Raw genomic sequence first — 23477 nt, 5'->3', positions numbered from 1 at the left:
AAATGAATTGATGATAATTGTGGCTTAACTCATCAATGTGCTCAAAAACAGTTCAAATGAATATAAGATGCTGAAAAAGGTTTGACTTATTTTCGGCAAACAGTAATATGTGCGCCAAGAAACGGAGAGGTGGCCGAGTGGCCGAAGGCGCTCCCCTGCTAAGGGAGTATGGGCTTTAACTCCCATCGAGGGTTCGAATCCCTCCCTCTCCGCCATTTCTTAAGATAGTAAACGATGCGGATGTAGCTCAGCTGGATAGAGTACCTGGCTACGAACCAGGCGGTCGGAGGTTCGAATCCTCCCATCCGCACCATTTTCTATTGTTGTGTTTAAATTTTTTAATGAGCGGATGTAGCTCAGCTGGATAGAGTACCTGGCTACGAACCAGGCGGTCGGAGGTTCGAATCCTCCCATCCGCACCATTAAATAATTTAAAAGCTGTAAATTTTATATATGCGGATGTAGCTCAGCTGGATAGAGTACCTGGCTACGAACCAGGCGGTCGGAGGTTCGAATCCTCCCATCCGCACCATATAAAATAGTACCCAATTATGCGGATGTAGCTCAGCTGGATAGAGTACCTGGCTACGAACCAGGCGGTCGGAGGTTCGAATCCTCCCATCCGCACCATAATTCGGAGAGGTGGCCGAGTGGCCGAAGGCGCTCCCCTGCTAAGGGAGTATGGGCTTTAACTCCCATCGAGGGTTCGAATCCCTCCCTCTCCGCCATTATTTGCATATTTTAAATATGCAACTAAGCTCAATTAGCACTGAGTAAAGATTTACAGTAAAAGTTTTGCGGATGTAGCTCAGCTGGATAGAGTACCTGGCTACGAACCAGGCGGTCGGAGGTTCGAATCCTCCCATCCGCACCAGTATTAGAGAAAGCCCTGTAGTTATCTACAGGGCTTTTTTTATGCCTAAAATCCACTCAGCCATATTACAGTTACTCTAAGTTTTCCTGCCAATATTCCCAGTTAATACTCACTCAAATGTCGCTAACCCGCTGTAGATTTGAACGTCAAAGTTAATTGTCGTAACACCCAGTCAAATCCTTCAGTCATGCTGGTTAATGCTTTCACTGTAGTCAATTAATTGTACTTAGCTTGGTTGATTAGTTTTGTATGCTTTTATTCTAATTACAACTTGCTGATGAGTCATAAATTACAAAAATCACTACATATTTATGCTAAATAGAGCATCTGCACAATTTTGGTGAATATAGCTGTTCTTATTTCTGATATCTCTTTTTATATAGATCTTGTCATAACCATATCATTTTCCTGATAAAGTAATCAAAAATGAAGATTCTTCATTATATGTGAACTATTTTTATCGAATTATCACCTAGGTGGGCTTAATCTTATTAATTTTGGTCTGACCAATTTACAAGGTGTTGGATTAATTGTTATAGATTGGTTATATTTTTCGTCGGTAAAAAATCACAGGGTAGTTTAATCGCTGAACTGGTGGATTTTAATGGAATAAAAACAGCTTATGCTGAATGAATAATTATTCCTTTTGTTGATACTGCATCGTTTTGGTGCGATTTATTCAGCAGACGTTATTGACGTGTAAACATTGGAACTGATCCTGTGGGCAATTTTTAATTGCACATAATGACAAGAGAGGGTTTATGACATCATCAATATCCGAGCAATTATTGGATGCCTTGGGCATGATGATAATGGGGATGAGCTTAGTTTTTATATTTTTAAGCATATTAATTATCGGCATTAATCTTGTTGCTAGATTATGTCAGTCAGACATTCAGCCTGTTGTTGCTAATGCGCCTACACCTGTACCCGCAGCCGCGACATCAATTGATCCTAAGTTAATAGCAGCTATCACTTCTGCTATTCACCAGTATCGTGCCAAAGATTAAATCGTTTAGGAGTTATCATGAGCAAGCCTTTAGCGTTAACAGATGTAGTATTACGAGACGCCCATCAATCTATTTTAGCCACGCGCTTACGTTTAGACGATATGTTACCTATTGCTCCTTTACTGGATAAAATTGGTTTTTGGTCTTTAGAGTCTTGGGGCGGTGCTACGTTTGATTCTTGTATTCGTTATTTAGGTGAAGATCCTTGGGATCGTATCAGAGAGCTTAAAAAGGCGATGCCAAATACACCACAGCAAATGCTATTGCGTGGTCAGAATTTATTAGGCTATCGTCATTACGCCGATGATGTGGTGACCCGCTTTGTTGAGCGTGCCCATACTAATGGTGTTGATGTTTTTAGAATTTTCGATGCCATGAATGATGTGCGTAACTTAGAAACTGCCGTTAAAGCAGTTAAGCAAGTCGGCGGTCATGCACAAGGCACTATTTCATTTACTAGCAGCCCAGTTCATAACGTAGACACTTGGGTTGATATGGCTAAAAACCTTGAAGACATGGGCTGCGACTCACTGTGTATTAAGGATATGGCTGGCTTACTTAAGCCAATGCAAGCTTATGACCTTATCAGCCGTTTAAAGTCTCAAACTGACTTAACCGTTTCTATGCATTGTCATGCTACAACCGGTTTAAGTACTGCAACCTATCAAAAAGCTATTGAAGCTGGTGTTGATATTCTCGATACCGCAATTTCAACCATGAGCCAAACCTATGGCCACTCTGCTACAGAAACATTAGTTGCTATGGCAGAAGACTCGGGCCGCGCCACGGGTTACGACATGGCAGCATTAGAAGAAATTGCCGCTTACTTTAGAGAAGTGCGTAAGAAATATGCCCGTTTTGAAGGCGCGCTTAAAGGCATTGATTCACGTATTCTTCGTGCGCAAGTGCCAGGTGGCATGCTAACTAACATGGAAAACCAGCTAAAAGAGCAGGGCGCTGCAGATAAAATGGATGAAGTGTTAGAAGAGATCCCACGTGTGCGTGAAGATCTTGGCTTCTTGCCATTGGTGACCCCAACCTCGCAAATTGTCGGCACCCAGTCAGTGATTAATGTCTTAATGGGCGAGCGTTATAAAACCTTAGCTAAAGAAACCGAAGGTGTACTTAAAGGCGAATACGGTGCAACGCCGGCTCCGGTTAATGCCGAGCTGCAAGCACGGGTATTAAATGGCGCAGAGGCTATTACTTGTCGCCCTGCAGATTTAATTGAACCTGAATTAGATAAGCTGCGCAGCGAGCTGGCTGACATCGCTAAGAAAGACGGTATTACATTAGCAGCAGAAACCGATGATGATGTAATGACCTATGCCCTATTTAATCAAATTGGTCTTAAGTTCCTGACTAATCGCGGTAACCCTGATGCCTTTGAGCCAGTGCCAAGTGCTGATGATATGGCCGTGCCTGCGGTTAAAGCTGAAAAAGGCGCTGAAACCTACACTGTTAATGTGCAAGGACAAAGCTTTGTAGTTGAGGTCAGCGAAGGTGGCGATATCAGCCAAATCGTGCCGACATCAGCAGCACCTGCCGCTGTTGCTCCAACTGTTGCAGCTGCACCTGTGAGCGATGAAGTGAAAGCCACTATGAATGCACCGCTGTCGGGTAATATTTTTAAAGTATTGGTAAACGATGGCGATCACGTCAATGAAGGTGATGTGGTGTTAATCCTTGAAGCAATGAAAATGGAAACTGAAGTGCGCGCAGCAATAACAGGTTTCATTAAAAATATTTCAGTTAAGCAAGGTGATGCCGTTTCGGTTGGCTCACCATTGTTAGCATTAGCGTAGGAGATAGCATGGAAGGATTACTGGCCTTTTGGTCTGAGACAGGCATTGCTAACTTCGCTCTTGATCAATTATTTATGATGGCGATAGGCGGGTTATTACTGTATCTCGCAATAGCAAAAGGCTTTGAGCCATTACTATTATTGCCTATTGGGTTTGGTGCCATACTCGCGAATATTCCAAATGCGGGTTTCACTGAAGAAGGCGGCTTACTTTGGTACGCCTACCATGTGGGCATTGAGACCGGCATATTTCCATTACTGATTTTCATGGGCGTAGGGGCATTAACCGATTTTGGTGCATTAATCGCTAACCCAAAAACCTTATTGTTGGGCGCTGCTGCCCAATTCGGGATTTTTGCGACTTTATTAGGTGCAATTGCGCTTAATGTGGTGCCGGGTTTTGAGTTCAGCATGACTGATGCCGCGGCCATTGCGATTATTGGTGGTGCAGATGGCCCAACTGCGATTTTCTTAGCCTCAAAATTAGCCCCTGATTTATTAGGTGCCATTGCTGTTGCTGCTTATTCATACATGGCATTAGTGCCGTTAATTCAGCCGCCAATTATGCGTCTATTAACCAATGAGTCAGAGCGCAGCATCAAAATGGAGCAGCTACGTGAAGTCAGTAAGAAAGAGAAAATTATCTTTCCTTTGATGGTTGTCGGGCTAACGATTTTGTTCCTACCAGCGGCGTCGCCTTTAGTGGGCATGTTCTGTTTAGGTAACTTAATGCGTGAGTCGGGCGTGGTTGATAGATTATCTTCTACCGCCCAAAACGAGCTTATCAACATTGTGACTATCTTTTTAGGTTTAGCTGTAGGCTCTAAATTACAGGCAGAGCAGTTCTTACGCATTGAAACTTTGGGCATTCTTATTTTAGGCGCGGTGGCATTTAGTATTGGTACTGCATCAGGGGTATTAATGGCGAAGTTAATGTCTAAGCTATCTGGTGGCAAAGTTAACCCATTGATTGGCGCAGCAGGGGTTTCTGCAGTGCCGATGGCGGCGCGCGTTGTTAACAAGGTAGGTCTTGAGGCTAATAACCAAAACTTCTTGCTGATGCATGCTATGGGGCCAAACGTGGCTGGTGTATTAGGTAGTGCTGTTGCTGCAGGTGTACTACTTGCGGTATTAGGCTAACCAGAGCTGTTTCAATAACAGTAATTAACCAGCTAATGCAGCTCAATTAGCTTAAGTTAGTGATTTAGATTAGTTACTCACATTAGTTACTCACATTAGTTACTCACATTAGTTAATCGCCTAAGTTACTTAAATTAGTTACTAAATAAAAGCCACTTAATCACCAGGTTAAGTGGCTTTTTTATATCGCTAGCTCAATTTCATTTGCTTATTTATCGGCTAAATCATTAACTCTGCCACTTACACAATCACAATCACTTACGCAATCACAGTCAGCAACTAAACCCCAAGTAACCCGCGCTAGTTTATAGTTAAATGCTGCCCAAAAAAGTGCAACAGTATTTTACCTTGCACCGTTACGGACGTTTAGGGGCAATAGTTTTTTCAGTTGCAAATGTATTTAGGTATATATAACAGAGCCTTACATTTATGGCATGGTTACTGAATAGATTATGGTAACAACACTGGTCGTTGAGACTATTTATTAGTTTAATCTGCAGTTTGTTGAATATTTATGCAGAGCGACAAGATGGAACACATTAACGATAAAGCAAAGGCGCTTTAATTATTCCTTAGGGATAATTAAAGCGCCTTTTTTGTTTTAAGTCATTTTAAACTTAAAAGGGATAAACGATGAACTGGAAAACGTCTTTTAAACAGCTTGCAGTTGGCTTAAGTATTGGGGCTAGTATGCAGGTGAGTATCGCCTCTGCAGAAGTGGGCTTTGCTGAAAAAGAAGAGCTGACATTTGGTTTTATTAAACTGACCGATATGGCGCCTATCGCCATTGCTTATGAAAATGGTTATTTCGAAGAAGAAGGCTTATACGTCACCATCGAAGCCCAAGCGAACTGGAAGGTGTTACTGGACGGCGTGATTGATGGCCGTTTAGATGGCGCGCATATGCTAGCCGGTCAGCCGATTGCAGCTACCATTGGTTATGGTACCAAAGCTCATATTATTACCCCTTTTTCTATGGACTTAAACGGTAATGCCATTACCGTATCCAATGATATTTGGGCGCAAATGAAGCCTAATATCGCCAAAAATGCCGATGGTAAACCGGTTCACCCGATTAAGGCTGACTCACTCAAACCTGTGGTAGACAAATATAACGAGCAAGGTAAGCCCTTTAAAATGGGCATGGTATTTCCGGTCTCTACCCATAACTATGAACTACGTTATTGGTTAGCGGCAGGTGGTATTCACCCAGGTTTTTATGCGCCTCACAAAGGGGATACTTCAGGACAACTCGACGCTGAAGCTTACTTATCTGTTACGCCGCCACCGCAAATGCCATCAACCCTTGAAGCAGGCACCATCTATGGCTATTGCGTCGGTGAGCCATGGAACCAACAAGCGGTATTTAAAGGCATCGGGGTGCCAGTGGTTACTGATTATGAAATTTGGAAAGATAACCCAGAAAAAGTATTTGGCATAACCGCTGAATTTGCGGAAAAGTATCCAAACACCACGATTCGCTTAACCAGAGCATTAATTAAGGCGGCTAAATGGTTAGACGAGAACAACAATGCTAACCGCCCAGCAGCTGTAAAAATCCTATCTCAATCTAACTATGTTGGCGCTGATTACGATGTGATTGCCAATAGCATGACGGGCACCTTTGAATATGAAAAAGGTGATAAGCGCGCGGTGCCTGATTTCAACGTGTTCTTTCGTTATAACGCAACCTACCCATATTACTCAGATGCGATCTGGTACTTAACCCAAATGCGTCGTTGGGGACAAATTTCAGATGATAAGCCTGATGCTTGGTACAAAGAGATTGCTGCTAAGGTTTACCGTCCTGATATCTATGCCAAAGCGGCGCAATCGTTAATTGATGATAAAAGCATTGATGCCAAACACTTCCCTGACTTTGCTACTGAAACGGGCTTTAAAAAGCCGCAGCAACATTTCATTGATGACATTGTGTATGACGGTAGTGCCCCGAATGCGTATATCAACAAGTTCAGTATTGGATTAAAGCAAGGCGACAAGCTGTAAGCCTGAGCTTACGTACTGTCTGTCGAGCTTTATGTCGAGTTTGATTCAAGTTTTATGCAAGTAAGAGCTATCGAAGTGAGGATAGACCTATGACAACCATTGCAAGATTAGCGCAGAGACTCCCTATGGATAAGTCGGCTGTAAATTTGTTGTTAGCCAAATCAGCGGCGATGAGCAAAGCATTATTATTACCGCTCATCGGAATTACCGTGTTTTTAGTTATTTGGTCAGTTACAGCCAATAATATTAATACCTCCCTAGGTAAGTTTCCTGGTCCTGTGGCTGTTATAGGTCAGTTTGATGGGCTTTACCAAGAGCATAATGCCGAGCGAGAAAAGGCGGCGGCTTTTTATGAGCGCCAACAAGTTCGCAATGATGCAAGGCTAGCAGCGGACCCTAGTTATCAAGCGAAAACCAGAAAGTACACAGGTAAGGAAACCTTCTTTGATCAGATCGTGACCTCACTTATTACGGTCATGTCAGGGTTTATTTTAGCTGCCATTATCGCTATTCCTATGGGGATCTGGATGGGGTTAAGTAAAACCGTTAATGCAGCGGTAAATCCGATAGTGCAGATATTCAAACCTGTGTCACCACTGGCATGGTTGCCGCTGGTGACCATGGTGGTGAGCGCATTATATGTGTCACCAGATCCTATGTTCTCTAAATCATTTATCAACTCCATGTTGACCGTCACCCTCTGTAGTTTGTGGCCTATGGTCATCAATACCTCAATTGGGGTGGCATCCATTGATTCTGACTTACTCAATGTCAGCCGCGTGCTGCGCTTATCACCGTTAACCCATGTACAAAAAATAGTATTGCCAGCATCAATACCACTGATTTTTACCGGCATGCGTTTATCCCTTGGAGTGGCATGGATGGTGTTAATTGCCGCTGAAATGTTGGCGCAAAACCCAGGGCTTGGAAAATTTGTTTGGGATGAGTTTCAAAATGGCAGTTCTGAATCTCTGTCACGGATTATGGCGGCAGTGATTGTGATTGGCTTTATTGGCTTTTTGTTAGACCGCGGCGTACTGGCACTGCAGCGCTGGTTCTCTTGGGATAAAAGTCACTAACTGGTTGAGAGTTCGTTGAGGAGTAAGGATAAATATTATGAGTGTATTTTTAGATATTAGTAATATCGACATGGACTTCCCAACCCCAAATGGGCCATTTAAGGCGCTAAAGGAAGTTAATTTAAAAATTAATAAAGGCGAGTTTGTCTCGCTTATTGGTCACTCGGGGTGTGGTAAGTCAACTGTGCTTAATATTGTGGCAGGGCTATATCAGGCCACCAAAGGCGGGGTTATTTTAAATAGCACAGAAGTTTCAGAGCCCGGGCCTGAGCGAGCGGTGGTGTTTCAAAACCACTCTTTATTGCCTTGGTTAACCTCATATCAAAATGTCGAATTAGCAGTAAAGCAGGTGTTTAAAGGCACTAAGTCAAAAGCTGAAATGAAGCAGTGGATTGAATACAACCTGAGCCTAGTGCATATGGATCATGCTATGCACAAACTGCCCAGTGAAATTTCAGGCGGCATGAAACAGCGAGTGGGTATTGCCAGAGCCTTGGCGATGGAACCTGAAGTGCTATTGATGGATGAGCCTTTTGGGGCGCTCGATGCTTTGACCAGAGCCCATATGCAAGACTCGCTGATGGAAATTCAACTGGAGCTTAATAATACCGTCATCATGATCACCCATGACGTGGATGAAGCAGTATTGCTGTCAGACAAAATTGTGATGATGACCAATGGCCCAGAAGCAACCGTGGGTGAAATTCTGGCAGTTGATTTACCCCGACCAAGAGATCGTCTGGCGCTAGCAGAAGATCCTGAATACAACCGTTTGCGGGCCGAAGTACTGAAGTTTCTTTATGAAAAACAGCGCAAAGTTGAACCTATTAATATCAGTAAGTCATTAACCACAGCAGATGAACAGGCTGAAGCGGTTTAACACCAACGCATGGAACAGTTTAGCTATAAATATAAGGAAAGATGATGAAACAGAAGCAACTCGCTGCACTGATTAACGCCAAATTAACCAAATCGATAGTAAGCCTTGCGGCGCCGCTATCATTAACCTTGTTGGCCATGGGCTCAGCTCATGCTGAAACGACCCAGTCCGTTGCTGATGCGGTCACCCAAGGCAGCGTAAAGGTCAACTTGAACCTGCGTTATGAAATGGTTGAGCAAGATAATGCCTTAAAAGATGCTGACGCCTTAACCCTGCGCACTCGCCTGACCTATGCCACAGCTGATTATTATGGTTTTTCGTCCACCCTTGAGTTCGAAGATTCACGTGTGGTTGCCGGCGTTGATGATTACAACAATACCTTAGGTAAAAATCCGCAATATTCAGTGATTGCCGATCCCGAAACAACTGAGTTTGATCAGTTCTTTTTAAAATATAACTATGAAGGCTTTACTGCTAAAGCGGGTCGTCAAGTCATTACCTTTGATAACCAACGCTTTGTGGGTCATGTGGGCTGGCGTCAAGATAGACAGACCTTCGATGGGGTGATGTTAGAGTACAAATTTAACGATGTATTTAAAATTGACTACGGCTATATCAGCCAGCGTAATCGTATCTTTGCACAGGAAAAAGATATTGATTCAAAAGATAATTTGATAAATGCTTCACTAAAAACCGATTTTGGTACCTTAAGTGGTTATGGCTATTTACTGGAAGAAGATAGCGCCATTGATAACGGCCTTGATACCTATGGTTTACGCTTTGCGGGTAACACCGATGTGGGTGATATCAAAGTCTTGTATTCAGCAGAGTATGCCACTCAAGATTCTGATAGTGCAGACTTGTCTTATTCAGCTGATTACATGAGCGTTGAGGCTGGAGTCGGTTTTTCAGCGATTACTATTAAAGTCGGTTATGAAGTCTTAGGCTCAGACAGCGGCGACTATGGTTTCCAAACCCCTTTAGCAACCTTGCATGGCTTTAACGGTTGGTCAGATCAGTTTTTATCAACCCCTAAACAAGGCTTAGCTGATCTTTACGCCTCAATTGGCGGTAAGGTGATTGGTGGTAAATGGGCGCTGGTATATCACGATTTTGAAGCGGATGAATCAACGGCGTTAGTGGATGATTTAGGCTCTGAAATTAATGCAGTATTCAGCGTGCCGGTGACAAAAAATTATACCTTAGGGGTTAAATACGCCGCGTATTCAAAAGGCGATACAGAGGCAGCTAAAGTCGATACTGATAAACTGTGGTTATGGGCTAATGCTAAGTTCTAGAAAATAAGTTCTAGGCGATTTTTTAAAAGTTAACGCTTAAATAAAAACGGCTAATTCAGTGTGAGTTAGCCGTTTTTTATAAAATTTCGCTGCTGAGCGACTCGATTTAAGCTGCTTGATTTAGCGCTTTTTCATCTGAATAAAACTGTTGCTCATCGAATTGGCCTTCGCTTTTACCGACCACCACAGCTGTCATCATGTCACCAGTGACATTGGTTGCGGTGCGGATCATATCAATAACGCGGTCAATGGCGGCGATAAAGGCAATGCCTTCAAGGGGTAAACCAACTACGCCCAAGGTCACTGTTAGCATCACCATCGCACTACCAGGAACACCAGCAGTACCTACTGACGCCACAGTTGCTGTTACAGCAATGAGCATGTAGTCGGTCATATCCAGTGGAATACCGTAAATTTGCGCAATAAATATCGCCGCAATAGCTGGGTAAATACCACCACAGCCATCCATATTCATGGTAGCGCCTAATGGCAATACAAAGGCGCTATAGCGCTTTGATACACCCATAGACTCAGTACATTTACTACTTGCTGGTAAGGTGCCAAAACTTGATGCGGTGCTAAAAGCCACTAGTTGAGCAGGCATTGCTTTACGGAAAAATTGAATTGGGCTTAGGCCAGCAGCAAATTTTACTAAACCGCCGTAAACAAAAATAATATGAATTAACGCCGCCACATAAATAGCCACAATAAACTTACCTAATGGCAGTAATGTAGACAGGCCGTATTCACCCACAACCCAAGCCATTAAACCAAACACACCGATAGGGGTAAGCTTTAATACCATGCGGGTAAGTTCAAACATTACTTCTGAGCCTGCTTCAATGGTGCGCTTAAGTGGCTCAGCCTTTTCACCCACTGCGTTAATGGCGATACCAACGAGCGCTGCAAACACAATAATTTGCAGGACTTTGCCTTCAGCTAATGATGCAAAAGGGTTTACTGGGATCATATTAAGTAACACTTGGGCAAAGCCTGGGATATCACGGTCACGTACTTCTGAAGTGGCCAGCTCTAAACTGCCGCCCATATCAAATGAACTGCCAATGGCTAAACCAATAAACGATGCCATGGTGCCAGTGAACATGAACATGCCTAAGGTTTTAAAACTTAAACGCTTTAAATTAGCTTGTGAGCCTAATGAGGTAATACTGACAACGATGGCGCAAAATACTAAAGGTGCAACCAACATTTTGATGGCGCTAATAAATAAATCGCCTAAGGGTTTTAGTATTACTGCACTTTCGCCTAAAGCTACACCTGCAAGGATACCTAAGGCAAAGCCTGCGAGCACTTTTTGCCAAAAAGGAATGCGTTTCAAGGTTTGAAAAATCATCAAGGTTCCAACTAATTATTATGCTTGCCAGTCGTTACCAGCAAGAGGATTATTATCTCAACAACCTTAAACAATCACCCCAAGGCCATTGAATAGTCATTGTAGCTATGTATTACGTTCGCGGTATAAACTGAGTTTAGCCACTGACTTCAGGCTAATTTAAGCCAGCCTAATTAGAGTCTTTTTAGGTAATATTTTTCGAATTGTATTCAGCGAATATCGTCGGGACAAACCGTTTTTAATATAACTTATATCATTTTTTCAACTTGTTAATTACATATTGAAATTCAACAGCTTGTTAACTCATTTTTATATTACGAGTTTAATGGCTAAAACACTATAGATATCATTAGGTAAAGTAAATGACTGCATTGTGGTTAATGTTCAGCGGGGCTTTTTTAGCGGCAACTTTGTTACCAGGAGGTTCAGAAGTTTTACTTGTAGCCTTACTCACAGATCAACCAGAAACCTGGCTTGCGTTGCTGGTGGCTGCCAGTGTTGGTAACACCTTAGGAGCAATAAGCAGTTACTATTTAGGCTATTTAGGTCGCTTTGCTAAGACGCCGGAGGATTTAGCGTCCAAGAAATACCAACATGGATTAAAATTAATTGAAAAATATGGCTATTGGGCGTTGCTGCTTTCTTGGCTGCCATTAATTGGCGATATTCTATGTTTACTCGCTGGGTGGTTAAAGCTCCCTATTATCCCGTCTAGTGTGATGATGTTAATCGGTAAAACGATTCGTTACTCATTAATAGTGGCTGCCTTTATGTTGGCATGGTAAAACAAGGGGTATTGGCGTTCTTATAAAACCCTATTGTGATCAGTGTTGTTAGTTATTTGATTGGAGAGGATATTTTTATCTCCAATTGAACCAACAAGAGCTAAAAAGACTCATAGCATCACATTTACCGATTTCATTGGCTATTTTTCAAGGAGTATATAAGTGAAGAAATGGATCTTGGCAGCAGCGATCTCTATCGCCATCAGTGGCTGCGCACATGAAGCAACAATTTCCCCAGCGTTACCCCAAGGGGTCACATTAGTTGAAACCGTCGCTCAAAGTGACTCTGTGGGCATTCCTTATAAAAAGTATCAGCTAGAAAATGGCCTCACAGTTATCTTGCATCAAGATAGCTCAGATCCTCTTGTTCATGTGGATGTGACATACCATGTGGGCTCAGCCCGTGAGGTGGCGGGTCGCAGTGGCTTTGCCCATTTATTTGAGCACATGATGTTTCAGGGCTCACAAAATGTCGGCGATGAGCAGCATTTCAAAGTGGTAACAGAAGCTGGCGGCACCTTAAACGGCACCACCAACACCGATAGAACCAATTATTTTGAGACAGTACCCAGCAACCAGCTGGAAAAAATGCTCTGGCTTGAATCAGATCGTATGGGCTTTTTATTGCCGGCCTTGACCAGTGAAAAATTTGAAGTCCAGCGTGAGACAGTTAAAAACGAACGCGCTCAGCGAATTGATAATCAACCCTATGGCCGCTTGAATGAACGCTTTAACCAAGCCATGTATCCGGCAGGGCATCCTTATTCGTGGCCGGTTATTGGTTGGCCAGAAGATTTAGAACGTGCCAGTGTTGATGATGTGCGTAATTTCTTTAAGCGCTGGTATGGTCCTAATAACGCCACCTTAACCATTGGTGGTGATTTCGATGAAATGCAAACACTGGCCATGGTGAATAAGTACTTTGGCGAGTTAAAACGTGGTCCAGAGGTGTCAGCAGATCCTAAAACCCCTGTGACAATAGATAAAACCCGTTATATTTCAATGGAAGATAAAGTGCATCTGCCGCTGATATATATGGGTTTCCCCACAGTATACGCCCGTCATAAAGACGAAGCCGCGCTGGATTTGTTAGCCAATATTCTCGGTGGCGGTAAAACCTCATTGCTATACAAAAACTTAGTCAAAGATGGTTATGCAGTACAAGCCTCAGTAGGTCATCCATGCCAAGAGTTAGCTTGTAGCTTAACCTTGTATGCACTGGCTAATCCCGCTTCGGGGGCAACGCTTGCGACACTTGAGCAGAAAATTAATGACTCTATTAAGGAGTTTGAACAGCGCGGCGTGACTGATGATGACTTACAAAAGGTCAAAGTGCAGTTTGAAGCCGATACTATTTTCGGCATGCAAAGCGTAAAAGGTAAAGTCTCAACCCTAGCTTACAATCAAACCTTTTTTGATAATCCTGACATGATAGCCAGTGACTTGGCCCGTTATGCCAGTGTCACTAAAGATGATGTAATGCGGGTGTTTAATACGTATATCAAAGACAAACCTATGGTGGTCATGAGCGTTGTACCTGAAGGGGCAAAACAATTAATTGCCGCTGAAGATAACTTTACCCCAACCATGATGCCGGTAGCGCCAGAAGCGGTTAGCGGTGTCGATAACGTCAGACAAATCACCTCAAACTTTGATCGTACTATTATGCCTAAAGTGGGAGATGCACCAGTATTAAAAGTGCCTGAGTTATGGAATGCTTCACTGGCCAATGGTATTGAAGTCATGGGTACTGAAAGCCATGAAACCCCAACCGTTGAATTACTGATTTATCTTGAAGGCGGTCACCGTGTTGCGCCCCAAGGTAAAGCGGGCGTGGCGTCATTAACGGCATCTATGCTCAATGAATCAAGCGCTAAACGTTCAACTGAAGAACTAACTGGCGCATTAGAAATGCTTGGCAGTAGTGTGTCATTTGGTGCATCGGGCTCACAAAGCTATATTCAGCTATCAAGTTTGACTGAAAATCTCGCGCCGACTTTAGCGATTTTACAAGAGCGATTGTTTACGCCTGGTTTTGTCGAGGCGGATTTTCAGCGCCTTAAGCAACAGCAATTACAGGGGCTTAAGCATCAAGAATCAGATCCTAACTTTTTGGCACGACAAGGCTTTTCAACATTATTATATGGTGAAAATAGTCCATTAAGTGTTAATGCTTCAGGAACGTTAGCAACGGTTGCCGCATTAACCCTTGAAGATGTTAAACAGTTCTATAAGCAGCAATATAAAGCCGGTAACGCCAAAATGGTGTTGGTGTCTGATTTGAGTCAACAGCAAGTTCTGCCGCTATTAAGCCCGTTTACAGCTTGGCAAGGCAGTGCCAGCTCGCCATTTGTATTACCTCAATTACCAGAGCTTGCTGGTGGCACCATTTATATTATTGATAAACCAGATGCGGCGCAGTCGGTTATTAATATTGGTAAGCGGGCGTTAACCTATGATGCAACGGGCGATTACTTTAAATCTTACTTAATGAATTACCCATTAGGCGGCGCGTTTAATAGCCGTATAAACCTCAACCTACGGGAAGATAAAGGCTACACTTACGGCGCTCGCAGTGGTTTTAATGGTGATAGTTTAGTGGGACGATTTATGGCTTCAGCCAGTGTCCGCACTGACGTGACTGCAGAATCACTTATTGAGTTTATTAACGAGATTAATCTATATCAGCAGCAAGGCATGAGCGAAGAGGAGTTAACTTTTTTACGTAGCTCTATTTCTCAAGGTAAGGCATTAGATTATGAAACGCCTTATCAAAAAGCCGGCTTTATGCGGATGATCCAACGTTATCAGTTAGCGGATGACTTTACTGAACAACAGGCAAACATTGTTCAACAGATTTCACGTGCAGAGCTAAATGAGTTAGCTGCCAAGCAATTGGACTTATCACAAATGGTGATGCTAATTGTGGGTGATAAAGCCGCTATTATGCCTAAATTGCAAGCCTTGGGTTATCCAATCGTTGAGATAAAATAAGCATCGCAGTTGTTTTTAGGATAAAAAATCCTCATATAGATCAGATATAGGGTTTGATAGCCATTTAAAAATGCTAGAATTTAGTGATTAACGGTGACAGGTTAACTGTTACCGTTTTTTATTTGTAAAACATAGTGGGTGTTGAATGGCTGAAAATGCTTTTTACTTTGAGCTCATATATGTTTAATTAAGTGCTTTTAATTGGTTTAAAGAAATTTTAGTGCTAAATATCAGGTCTAGCAGTTTGAATGTCGCATAAGCGAGTCACTACAAGAGAACAGCAAATTGAATTCATTCAATGAAACAGTCGATTATCTATCAAATGCCCAAGGGCGTGAATCTTTACTCGGCATGGTACGAGGCATTGAGCGCGAAGCGCTGCGCATCGAAAGCTCTGGCCACCTCGCGATGGATAGTCATCCACAAAAGCTTGGCTCAGCCTTAACACATTCTCGTATCACCACTGATTACAGTGAGTCTTTACTTGAGTTCATTACCCCGGTGAATACCAACATTGACACCTTACTTGAAGGGTTAACTCAAACTCACGCCTACAGTGTAAAAAACATGAATGGCCAGACCCTATGGCCTGTTAGCATGCCGTGTTATGTCGGCGATGAAAAAGATATCCCTATTGCCCGTTACGGAAGTTCTAATAACGGCCAAATGAAAACCTTATACCGTAAAGGTTTAACCCATAGATATGGCGCACTCATGCAAATTATTGCCGGGGTGCATTTCAATTTTTCAGTCTCTGAACAATTGTGGGATAGCTTATATGAACGCACTGATAAGTCAGTGTCGCGCTGTGAGTTCATCTCAGAGTCTTACTTTGGCATGATCCGTAATTATCGCCGTTTAGTGTGGGTATTACCGTATTTCTTTGGTTCATCTCCTGCGCTGTGTGGCTCGTTTATTAAAGATAAAGCCGTTGGGTTTGATTTTAAGAAAACCGGTAAGGGTACCTTATACCTGCCATATGCAACCTCATTGCGTATGAGCGATTTAGGTTACACCAACAAAGAGCAAGAGCGCTTAAACATCAGTTACAACTCTCTGCCTGAATATTTACAAGGGGTAGGTGAAGCCATTCGCATGCCTTCTGCCAGTTTTGAGAAAATTGGCGTTAAAGTGGATGGTGAATACCGTCAACTTAACAGTAATGTGCTGCAAATTGAGAACGAGTTTTACTCGCCAATTCGTGCCAAGCGAGTCACCAAAGCGGGTGAAAAACCTTCAGAGGCATTGTCTCGTGCTGGTGTTGAGTATATTGAAGTGCGCGCATTAGATGTGAACCCATATAGCCCAATTGGTATCGATGCTAGTCAGGTAAGATTTTTAGACTTGTTCTTACTGTACTGCTTGCTGTCTTCATCAGAGAAAAGTGATAACGCCGCAGAGCAGGAAATCGCCGCTAACCTGCAAGCTGTGGTAGTTGAAGGTCGTAAACCTGGGCTTGAGCTAACTAAAAATGGTCAGCCAATTAGTCGCACTCAATGGCTTAATGACATTTTTGAGCCCCTGTCTCGCCTTGCTAAGTTGTTAGATGGTGATTCTGGTAATGCATACCAGCAGGCATTATCGCAATGGCAAGCCGCTATCGATGATCCAAGTTTAACCCTATCTGGCCGCGTGTTGGAAGATGTGGTTAATCAAGGTCAAGATCATAGTAGTTGGGTGAAAAATCTCGCTAAAAATTACCATTCATACTTAACTGACTACCCTTTATCGGATGCTGTTGAAGCGGGCTATGTCGAGGAAGCAAAAGCTTCTATTGCTAAGCAAGATGCTGCTGAAGCGCAGCCAAGCGAAAGTTTCGATGAGTTTTTAGCAGATTATTTTGCTGATTTATCAAAACCTGCAGCAGCGTGTCGTTAATGAAAAGGCTAGCTTTATCTGTGGTGATGCTAGGTCTGTTACAAGGCTGTGCATCATCAGTGGATGAGCAATCTATCTGTGGCACGGTGGCGAGTTATATAACCCCACCGACATCGCAAAACCTTTATCGAGTGGTAGTGACTCACCTTGATGGCAAGCCCGTTCTCTCAAGGCCTTATTATAAATTAACTGCAGGAAAACATGAGTTTACTGTAGCTGAACTGATTGAGTCCCCCGAGTTAAAAGTTAAGCTTGCCGCCCGTAAGCCCAAAAGCATCAGTGTCGATGTTAAAGCCCACTTAAGGCTGCATCTAGCTGCTGAATTTAACCAAGATAAAATTTATACCGGCCTCAATAGTGACTATTGGCAACCGGTTATTTGGCAGCAAGAGCCTCATGAATGTGAGTTTGCTAACCGCGATAATTAATGTGCCGCTTGGGCGCGATGAGTGTCCTCAATTAGGCGATAATTTAATGGTTTAGTTGCTCATTTATTCCGATATTAAATGTTACCTTGATAGTCTTTTCAGAAAACCTTAGCCGCAGAACCTCCCTCTAGCCCGCCTCTATTGTCAGGCTTGAGTTCAAGTATTTTTTGACTAATACCAATGGTCGCATTTTAGCGGCAGATTAAGTTCTATTTTTTCACACAGTGGTTTGCATCTTTATTATATTGATGTGAAAATCGAATCGCTTTAGTTAACTCCTGATATTTATTACTTTAAGGGCATTTATGACGTGGTTTTTTCGTGCTTTGGGCGCAGTATTTCTTTTACAGCTTACAGGTTGTGCCACACCGCCACCTAAAGAGCCTGATAATTTATGCTCAATATTTCAAGAGAACCGTTCTTGGTATAAGTCTGCAGTTAAAACACGTGAAAAATGGGGTGTACCAGTACATGTGCCTTTAGCGATGATGTTCCAAGAAAGTTCGTTTAAACATAATGCCGCGCCGCCAATGGAATACTTCTGGGGGTTTATCCCTACTGGTCGTGCTAGTGATGCTTATGGCTACGCCCAAGCTAAAACCATGACATGGGATGACTATGTACGTGAAACGGGTAATTCCTGGTCAAGCCGAAGTAACTTTGATGATGCGATGGACTTTATGGGCTGGTTTATCTATAAAACCCATGCCATCAATGGGGTGTCAAAATGGGATGCGAAAAACCAGTATTTGAATTATCACGAAGGTTGGGGCGGCTATAAACGTGGCAGCTATAAAGCTAAAGCATGGCTTGTACCTGTAGCGAATCGTGTTGATGCTCGCGCTAGAAATTACGCTGCTCAGTATCATACCTGTAAAGAAGATCTCGACTCTTCCTGGTTATGGCGGTTATTTTTCGGTTAATACGCATTAGTTATTGTCATTCTCATCAGTCTCGCATTCGCGGGGCTTTTTTATATTATCTTCCCTACATCAGTTTATACATTCAACTTTGTTCATAAAAATTAACAATAAGCCCTAAACTTTTTGCTTCAGCATCCGATAGTAATTAAATGGGTTGTGACATTTTGTATCTCAGTAAGGCTTTACGAACCTTGCTGTTTAAATGTTGACCATGACTAATGTTTAAACCTCATTACGAGTTACTAGATAAAAATAATAATAACTTTCGGAACTGTATATGCATCCTCAAAATAATAATAAATTACAGACAACACTGCTTTATCCGTTAATCTCGTTGGTGCTGGTGGCATTGGTCATCATTGCATTTTTACCCTCTCAAATTGATAAATCCACACTATTACTTTTAGTCGCTGTGCTAGGCGTAGCGCAAACAATATTGGGCATGTATTTATTTAAGCGTTTTCTACACATGCGTTTGAGTCAACTTGCTGAGTATTTAAGCTTAGTCATCAGTACTAAAACTGCCCCTAAAGAGCCGTTAACAGATAATGGCAATGATTTACTGGCGAAAATAACCAATGATCTAAGCAGTTTTATTGAAGAACTAAAATTGGTTCTAGATGACATCAGGCAAGATGCCAATAATTTTCACCATGGCTCGCAGGAGTTGGCGCAGCAAATGAATTCGGCTGAATCATCGGTTGCCAAAAGCACTGCTGAAACCGAGCTAATTTCAAGTTCATTAGCAGACATAGTGAAAACCGCCGATGAACTATCAACCAATGCTGATGAATTTAAATCCACCTCTACTGAAGTAAAACAATTACTTGAGCTCGGTAATAATGATGCATTAAGTAATCAAACGGCCATGACCACCTTTGCTAATGGCATTGAAAGTTTGGTATCTGATTTAGATTTATTAAACAGCGACAGCCAGAAAATTGGTAATGTTTTAGAAGTGATTAAAAGTATTGCCGAGCAAACTAACCTATTGGCGCTCAACGCTGCCATTGAGGCCGCCAGAGCCGGTGAGCAAGGCCGCGGTTTTGCGGTTGTGGCTGATGAGGTGCGCGCATTAGCTCATCGCACTCAAGAGTCGACGGTAGAAATTCAAACTATTGTTTTAGAGCTGCAAGCCAAAGCGGGTAATGCGGTTAATGCTATTAGCGACAGCCAAAGAGTGACCAATGAAAGCGTGCAACAATGCCTGCGGGTCACCCAAGCATTTACTGATATTGGCGGTGCATTTGAGCAGCTTGATAGCGTTGCCAGTAATATGACCTACAGCATTCAAGGGCAGCAATCTTCTACCAATAGTATCAGTAGCCGAGCGCTGGAAATTACCCGTTTAAGCCATGAGGTGCAGCAGAGCTTAAAAGCGATTTCAGACCGCGCTTATGGGCAACAAACAAGCTCTGAGCATCTTGAAAAAGTACTCACGCGAGTGTGTATCTAAACCCTAAAGCAACACTTGCAATTCAATAGTCCATAAAAAAGGAGCCTTAGCTCCTTTTTTATGGGTTTGATTTAGTTAAATTGCGCTTAATCAGCGCTGAACTCATCTAAAATCCACGCTAATGGCGCTTGATACTGTTCAGGCATCCATTGTTGTAACTGACCAATACTGTCAGTTAGCATCGCGCTATTATGAACCGATAAGTTTAAGTGGCCCACTTTACGGCCAACGCGAACTTCTTTGTTGTACCAGAATAATTCAGCATTGGGTAAGCTTAACCAGCGGTCATCTTTATCAACACCAATTAAGTTCACCATCACACATTGATGGTTTACTTGTGGAGTATGTAAAGGCAATCCGCACAGGGCGCGCAGGTGCAATTCAAACTGATTGATATGACAACCCGATTGAGTCCAGTGACCAGAGTTATGCACTCTTGGGGCTAATTCATTAATCAGTAAGTCATCACCAACGCGGAAACATTCCATCGCCATCACCCCAACATACTCAAGCTTATGCATAATTTTACTTAGCATGGCTTCAGCTTGAGCTTGTAGGTGACTTAAACGTGATAATGGCGCAATCGATGCCATTAAAATGCCGTCTTGGTGAAGATTTAACGCCAATGGATAAAATAAGCATTCGCCAGTTTGGGTTCGTACGCCCACTAACGACACTTCTTCATCAAAGTTAATTGCTTGTTCAGCAATGGCTTCATTACGCCAATCAGCAGGGATTGTGGTTGATTCAGCTTGTTTTAACCAGTGTTGACCTTTGCCGTCATAACCGCCGGTGCGGCGCTTTAATAATACTCGCTCGCCATATTGCTGATGCAATTGCGCCGTTTGAGTATTATCGTCAACCAACTCCCAAGGTGAGGTTGGTACAGCTAACTCATCCAATAAGCTTTTTTGGGTAAAACGATCTGCCAGCAGGCCAAAAACCGGGCCATTAATGAAATGCTTATGCTGGCTAAGTTGCAAGCTTAAGTTTGATTCAGGCCACTGCTCTCGTTCTGCGGTGATGATGTCAGTATCATTAAGAGGTAAACGCTCATCTGACGGGGTCATAATATCAATCGGACGAACGTTAATCGCTAAAGGCTGCCCTGCATGGGACAACATAGCGCCCAATTGACCATCACCTAAAACCCATACATTGTGCTGAGTCGCTGCGGTTTGATTTTTTTGCTCACCGTCCTGCTTAGCCATTAAGCTTCCCTCGGATCTGGATTTTCAAGGATTGAATTTGTTTGCTCTTCACGAAAAGCATCCAAACGCGCAGCAAGTTCACTGTCTTCAACCGCAAGAATTTGGCTAGCAAGTAAGCCGGCATTGAACGCGCCTGCAGTGCCAATCGCAAGGGTACCCACAGCAATGCCCTTAGGCATTTGTACGATAGACAGTAAGCTGTCCATGCCAGATAACGCTTTGCTTTGCACTGGCACACCCAGCACAGGAAGGCGGGTTTTTGAGGCAATCATACCGGGTAAATGTGCTGCACCACCGGCACCGCCGATAATGACTTTAAAGCCTTTACCAGCAGCAGTGCTAGCAAAGTCCATGAGTTTGTCAGGAGTACGATGCGCTGAGACAACTTCAACGTGATATGGCACCTGCAGCTTATCCATAATTTCTGCGGCGGCTTCCATGGTCGGCCAATCACTCTTAGATCCCATAACTACGGCAACAAGGGCTTGCATGATAACTCCTTAACACACTTATTATATTAGAATAATTTTACTTATACCTGCATAGGGTACAGGCATTATAGGCTGCATTTTTGCGCCTATAAAAAAGGGGCTAGATAATATCATGTTGGTTAAGATTTCGCTGCATTTCAGTGTTTCTTGGGGCTGAAACTCAGTTTGTGATTACGAATGCTTATACTGGCTTTAGGGAAACATCGAGCAGCAATCAATTACTGCAAGTTTGGGGTTATTGATAAGGTAAAAACTAGCCTGCTAGTGCCACCCAAATTGTACATTTTTATTGTTTTAAAACAATGGCTTATACGGTTTACCTGCCAGGGGTGATTAAAGCTGAAAAATAAATAACCCTTTTTTAATCTGAGCACGTTAATAATAGTATTGCGTTTATTACGGAGTCATAAATGAGTCAATGTACAATTTATCAGGCGTGTAAACTAAGCCTTTTGCTACTTGTGAGTGTAAATGGGGTTGCACAAACAGCACCACAAAGCTTAGCTCCGCAAACTTTAGCGTCAGATACCATAGCTCCTCAAACCATAGCTCCGCAAAGCTTAGCACCGCAGATAAGCGGTGCGCCAAGGCTACAGGCTGTTGTAAGTCATGGTGGCAATATGGTCAGCGGCGAAACGCCGTTATCCCAACTGACTTTTAATACTGATAACAACGATTATGATAGGTTAAAACACTTACTCAACCAGCAAATCTGGCCTGAAAAAAATACCATTCAAAGCCAGAATTTACTCAACGCATTTCAATATGACTTTAGTCAATATCAGCCATTATCTGAAAGCTATCAGATACATACTGAACTGGCGCCATCGCCTTATAATAATGACACCTTGTTGCTGTTGATTAATATCAAACCGAGTGACATGGCCACTGAGCCTGCAAAGCAAGGCTTAGCTTATTTACAAGCCAAGTTACGCTTTAATCCAAGATTGATTGCGGAATACCGACTGATTGGTTTTGAGCGAAACTATGGGCAGCCCGTTAATAAACAAATGTCCAATGGCGATACTCGATTACAAACTCAAACTCAGGCCAAGCCAAAGCCATGCATTTCAGCAAAGCAAACTCACTCAAGTGGCCAATATAGCGCCATGTATGAGCTGCGCCTTAATGAATCATATTCTTATGAAGCAAGTAATTCAGGAGCAGCTCCTTTAAAGCCAATAGCGCCGCAACAAGCTAACGCGCCAAGTGCTCAGCAGCGCTTTAGCATCGAGAACCTCGCCAGATTGTCACTGTATGACATGCGCTTAAAAAGCCAACACGCTTTACTTGGTCAGCTTGATATTAAAATTGCTCAGCAAGATAAATTTTTTCAACAAGCCAGTGATGAGTTTCGCTTTGCAGCAGCGGTGGCGGGTTTAGGGCAATTAATTAATCAAAACAATTATGTTCATGGTTTTGATTACCCTGAGTTAATCAATATCGCCCATGATGCTAAAGGAGCTGATAGCCAAGGTGAGCGCAGCGAGTTTATTGCCCTTGTTAAGCAGGCAATGGCAGTGTCTGCAACAAACAATATTGGGATAAAAAAGCCCCATCAACGACATAATGCCGTTCGGATAAGCATTACTGTTTAAACCTAAGTGGATAGCGGCTAGGTATATAAAGCACTGAACGTGGATACGTTCGGTGCTTTCTTTTATCAGGCAAGATAAAGTGTTTTATATCGGCACGCATTTGCTTCAATTTAGCGGGCAACTTTCCATCAGGTGATAGAGCCTGCCACCTCAATTGGGTATCTATCAGACTTATTGCTGCCGTAAAACTAATTCGAGTGGGTGCAACCTCTGCCTCTTTTGCTATCGCCACCATCTCTAAACGGACGAGATTATAAGCGGTAAGCA

Annotated in this window: 17 protein-coding genes, 7 tRNA genes and 1 pseudogene; 21 read left to right on the top strand and 4 right to left on the bottom strand. The window is 42.9% G+C overall.

What is annotated here, in order from left to right; genetic code table 11:
* Positions 1-123 precede the first annotated feature (123 nt).
* The 14 genes from BM739_RS17830 to BM739_RS17765 all read left to right on the top strand — a co-directional run bounded on the left by BM739_RS17830 (position 124) and on the right by BM739_RS17765 (position 10092).
* Positions 124-215: transfer RNA gene (locus BM739_RS17830), tRNA-Ser, on the top strand.
* Positions 216-236: 21 nt separating this feature from the next.
* Positions 237-313, top strand: a tRNA-Arg gene (locus BM739_RS17825).
* Positions 314-345: 32 nt separating this feature from the next.
* Positions 346-422 (top strand) — tRNA-Arg (locus BM739_RS17820).
* A 33-nt stretch (positions 423-455) separates the two neighbouring features.
* Positions 456-532, top strand: a tRNA-Arg gene (locus BM739_RS17815).
* A gap of 21 nt (positions 533-553) precedes the next feature.
* A tRNA-Arg gene (locus tag BM739_RS17810) sits at positions 554-630 on the top strand.
* A gap of 6 nt (positions 631-636) precedes the next feature.
* Positions 637-728, top strand: a tRNA-Ser gene (locus BM739_RS17805).
* Between the two features lie 69 nt (positions 729-797).
* A tRNA-Arg gene (locus tag BM739_RS17800) sits at positions 798-874 on the top strand.
* 761 nt (positions 875-1635) lie between these two features.
* Positions 1636-1884, top strand: coding sequence for an OadG family protein (locus BM739_RS17795; protein WP_076542995.1), 249 nt, complete (start codon positions 1636-1638; stop codon positions 1882-1884).
* Positions 1885-1901: 17 nt separating this feature from the next.
* Positions 1902-3689, top strand: a complete 1788-nt coding sequence (gene oadA / locus BM739_RS17790; RefSeq protein ID WP_076542994.1) for a sodium-extruding oxaloacetate decarboxylase subunit alpha — start codon at positions 1902-1904, stop codon at positions 3687-3689.
* 8 nt (positions 3690-3697) lie between these two features.
* A complete protein-coding gene (locus BM739_RS17785; RefSeq protein ID WP_076542993.1) occupies positions 3698-4828 on the top strand; it encodes a sodium ion-translocating decarboxylase subunit beta in 1131 nt (376 codons plus the stop codon).
* A 690-nt stretch (positions 4829-5518) separates the two neighbouring features.
* Positions 5519-6835: a CmpA/NrtA family ABC transporter substrate-binding protein gene (locus BM739_RS17780; protein WP_254843582.1), complete on the top strand. Its 1317-nt coding sequence runs from the start codon at positions 5519-5521 to the stop codon at positions 6833-6835.
* 170 nt (positions 6836-7005) lie between these two features.
* Positions 7006-7914, top strand: a complete 909-nt coding sequence (locus tag BM739_RS17775) for an ABC transporter permease (RefSeq protein WP_254843581.1) — start codon at positions 7006-7008, stop codon at positions 7912-7914.
* Between the two features lie 37 nt (positions 7915-7951).
* Complete coding sequence (locus BM739_RS17770; RefSeq protein WP_076542990.1) at positions 7952-8794, top strand: ABC transporter ATP-binding protein; 843 nt, start codon at positions 7952-7954, stop codon at positions 8792-8794.
* Positions 8795-8931: 137 nt separating this feature from the next.
* On the top strand, positions 8932-10092 hold the full coding sequence (locus BM739_RS17765; protein WP_175609547.1) for an alginate export family protein: 1161 nt from the start codon (positions 8932-8934) through the stop codon (positions 10090-10092).
* 106 nt (positions 10093-10198) lie between these two features.
* Here BM739_RS17765 and BM739_RS17760 read toward each other — a convergent pair whose 3' ends face one another.
* Positions 10199-11446 carry a dicarboxylate/amino acid:cation symporter gene (locus BM739_RS17760; RefSeq protein WP_076542989.1) on the bottom strand — a complete coding sequence of 416 codons (1248 nt, stop codon included), beginning with the start codon at positions 11444-11446 and terminating at the stop codon, positions 10199-10201.
* A gap of 362 nt (positions 11447-11808) precedes the next feature.
* On the opposite strand from BM739_RS17760, the gene BM739_RS17755 reads away from it, so the two are divergent.
* The 6 genes from BM739_RS17755 to BM739_RS17730 all read left to right on the top strand — a co-directional run bounded on the left by BM739_RS17755 (position 11809) and on the right by BM739_RS17730 (position 19910).
* A complete protein-coding gene (locus BM739_RS17755; protein WP_076542988.1) occupies positions 11809-12231 on the top strand; it encodes a YqaA family protein in 423 nt (140 codons plus the stop codon).
* Between the two features lie 162 nt (positions 12232-12393).
* Complete coding sequence (locus BM739_RS17750; RefSeq protein ID WP_076542987.1) at positions 12394-15225, top strand: pitrilysin family protein; 2832 nt, start codon at positions 12394-12396, stop codon at positions 15223-15225.
* A 255-nt stretch (positions 15226-15480) separates the two neighbouring features.
* A complete protein-coding gene (gene gshA, locus BM739_RS17745) occupies positions 15481-17103 on the top strand; it encodes a glutamate--cysteine ligase (RefSeq protein ID WP_076542986.1) in 1623 nt (540 codons plus the stop codon).
* Positions 17103-17531, top strand: coding sequence for a hypothetical protein (locus BM739_RS17740; protein WP_076542985.1), 429 nt, complete (start codon positions 17103-17105; stop codon positions 17529-17531). The genes gshA and BM739_RS17740 overlap by 1 nt, the downstream gene beginning before the upstream one ends.
* Positions 17532-17836: 305 nt before the next feature.
* Positions 17837-18454 (top strand): hypothetical protein, encoded by a 618-nt coding sequence (locus BM739_RS17735; protein ID WP_076542984.1) that lies wholly within the window; start codon positions 17837-17839, stop codon positions 18452-18454.
* Between the two features lie 277 nt (positions 18455-18731).
* Positions 18732-19910, top strand: a complete 1179-nt coding sequence (locus BM739_RS17730) for a methyl-accepting chemotaxis protein (RefSeq protein ID WP_076542983.1) — start codon at positions 18732-18734, stop codon at positions 19908-19910.
* Positions 19911-19996: 86 nt separating this feature from the next.
* Here BM739_RS17730 and purK read toward each other — a convergent pair whose 3' ends face one another.
* Together purK and purE are read right to left on the bottom strand one after the other, a co-directional pair.
* A complete protein-coding gene (purK, locus tag BM739_RS17725; RefSeq protein ID WP_076542982.1) occupies positions 19997-21121 on the bottom strand; it encodes a 5-(carboxyamino)imidazole ribonucleotide synthase in 1125 nt (374 codons plus the stop codon).
* Entirely contained in the window at positions 21121-21612 is a 492-nt protein-coding gene (purE, locus tag BM739_RS17720) for a 5-(carboxyamino)imidazole ribonucleotide mutase (protein WP_076542981.1), read from the bottom strand. Before purE ends, purK begins: the two co-directional genes overlap by 1 nt.
* Positions 21613-22022: 410 nt before the next feature.
* Here purE and BM739_RS17715 point away from each other — a divergent pair, with 410 nt between their 5' ends.
* Positions 22023-23210, top strand: coding sequence for a von Willebrand factor type A domain-containing protein (locus tag BM739_RS17715; protein ID WP_076542980.1), 1188 nt, complete (start codon positions 22023-22025; stop codon positions 23208-23210).
* Here the strand turns inward: BM739_RS17715 and BM739_RS17710 are convergent.
* Positions 23200-23477, bottom strand: a pseudogene (locus BM739_RS17710) (IS4 family transposase); the annotation flags it as partial. The gene BM739_RS17715 and the pseudogene BM739_RS17710 sit on opposite strands and share 11 nt — an antisense overlap.

It is taken from the genome of Shewanella sp. UCD-KL21, assembly GCF_001957135.1.
Lineage (GTDB): Bacteria > Pseudomonadota > Gammaproteobacteria > Enterobacterales > Shewanellaceae > Shewanella.
This window is presented reverse-complemented; position numbering and strand designations above follow the sequence as displayed.

Bases quoted from the DNA above. Each gene is read 5' to 3' on its own strand.
- BM739_RS17735 (WP_076542984.1), top strand. From the start codon at position 17,837: ATGACGTGGTTTTTTCGTGCTTTGGGCGCAGTATTTCTTTTACAGCTT.
- BM739_RS17795 (WP_076542995.1), top strand. From the start codon at position 1,636: ATGACATCATCAATATCCGAGCAATTATTGGATGCCTTGGGCATGATG.
- BM739_RS17755 (WP_076542988.1), top strand. From the start codon at position 11,809: ATGACTGCATTGTGGTTAATGTTCAGCGGGGCTTTTTTAGCGGCAACT.
- BM739_RS17730 (WP_076542983.1), top strand. From the start codon at position 18,732: ATGCATCCTCAAAATAATAATAAATTACAGACAACACTGCTTTATCCG.
- BM739_RS17785 (WP_076542993.1), top strand. From the start codon at position 3,698: ATGGAAGGATTACTGGCCTTTTGGTCTGAGACAGGCATTGCTAACTTC.
- BM739_RS17760 (WP_076542989.1), bottom strand. From the start codon at position 11,446: ATGATTTTTCAAACCTTGAAACGCATTCCTTTTTGGCAAAAAGTGCTC.
- BM739_RS17740 (WP_076542985.1), top strand. From the start codon at position 17,103: ATGAAAAGGCTAGCTTTATCTGTGGTGATGCTAGGTCTGTTACAAGGC.
- purE (WP_076542981.1), bottom strand. From the start codon at position 21,612: ATGCAAGCCCTTGTTGCCGTAGTTATGGGATCTAAGAGTGATTGGCCG.
- BM739_RS17780 (WP_254843582.1), top strand. From the start codon at position 5,519: ATGCAGGTGAGTATCGCCTCTGCAGAAGTGGGCTTTGCTGAAAAAGAA.
- BM739_RS17775 (WP_254843581.1), top strand. From the start codon at position 7,006: ATGAGCAAAGCATTATTATTACCGCTCATCGGAATTACCGTGTTTTTA.
- BM739_RS17770 (WP_076542990.1), top strand. From the start codon at position 7,952: ATGAGTGTATTTTTAGATATTAGTAATATCGACATGGACTTCCCAACC.
- oadA (WP_076542994.1), top strand. From the start codon at position 1,902: ATGAGCAAGCCTTTAGCGTTAACAGATGTAGTATTACGAGACGCCCAT.
- purK (WP_076542982.1), bottom strand. From the start codon at position 21,121: ATGGCTAAGCAGGACGGTGAGCAAAAAAATCAAACCGCAGCGACTCAG.
- BM739_RS17765 (WP_175609547.1), top strand. From the start codon at position 8,932: ATGGGCTCAGCTCATGCTGAAACGACCCAGTCCGTTGCTGATGCGGTC.
- BM739_RS17715 (WP_076542980.1), top strand. From the start codon at position 22,023: ATGAGTCAATGTACAATTTATCAGGCGTGTAAACTAAGCCTTTTGCTA.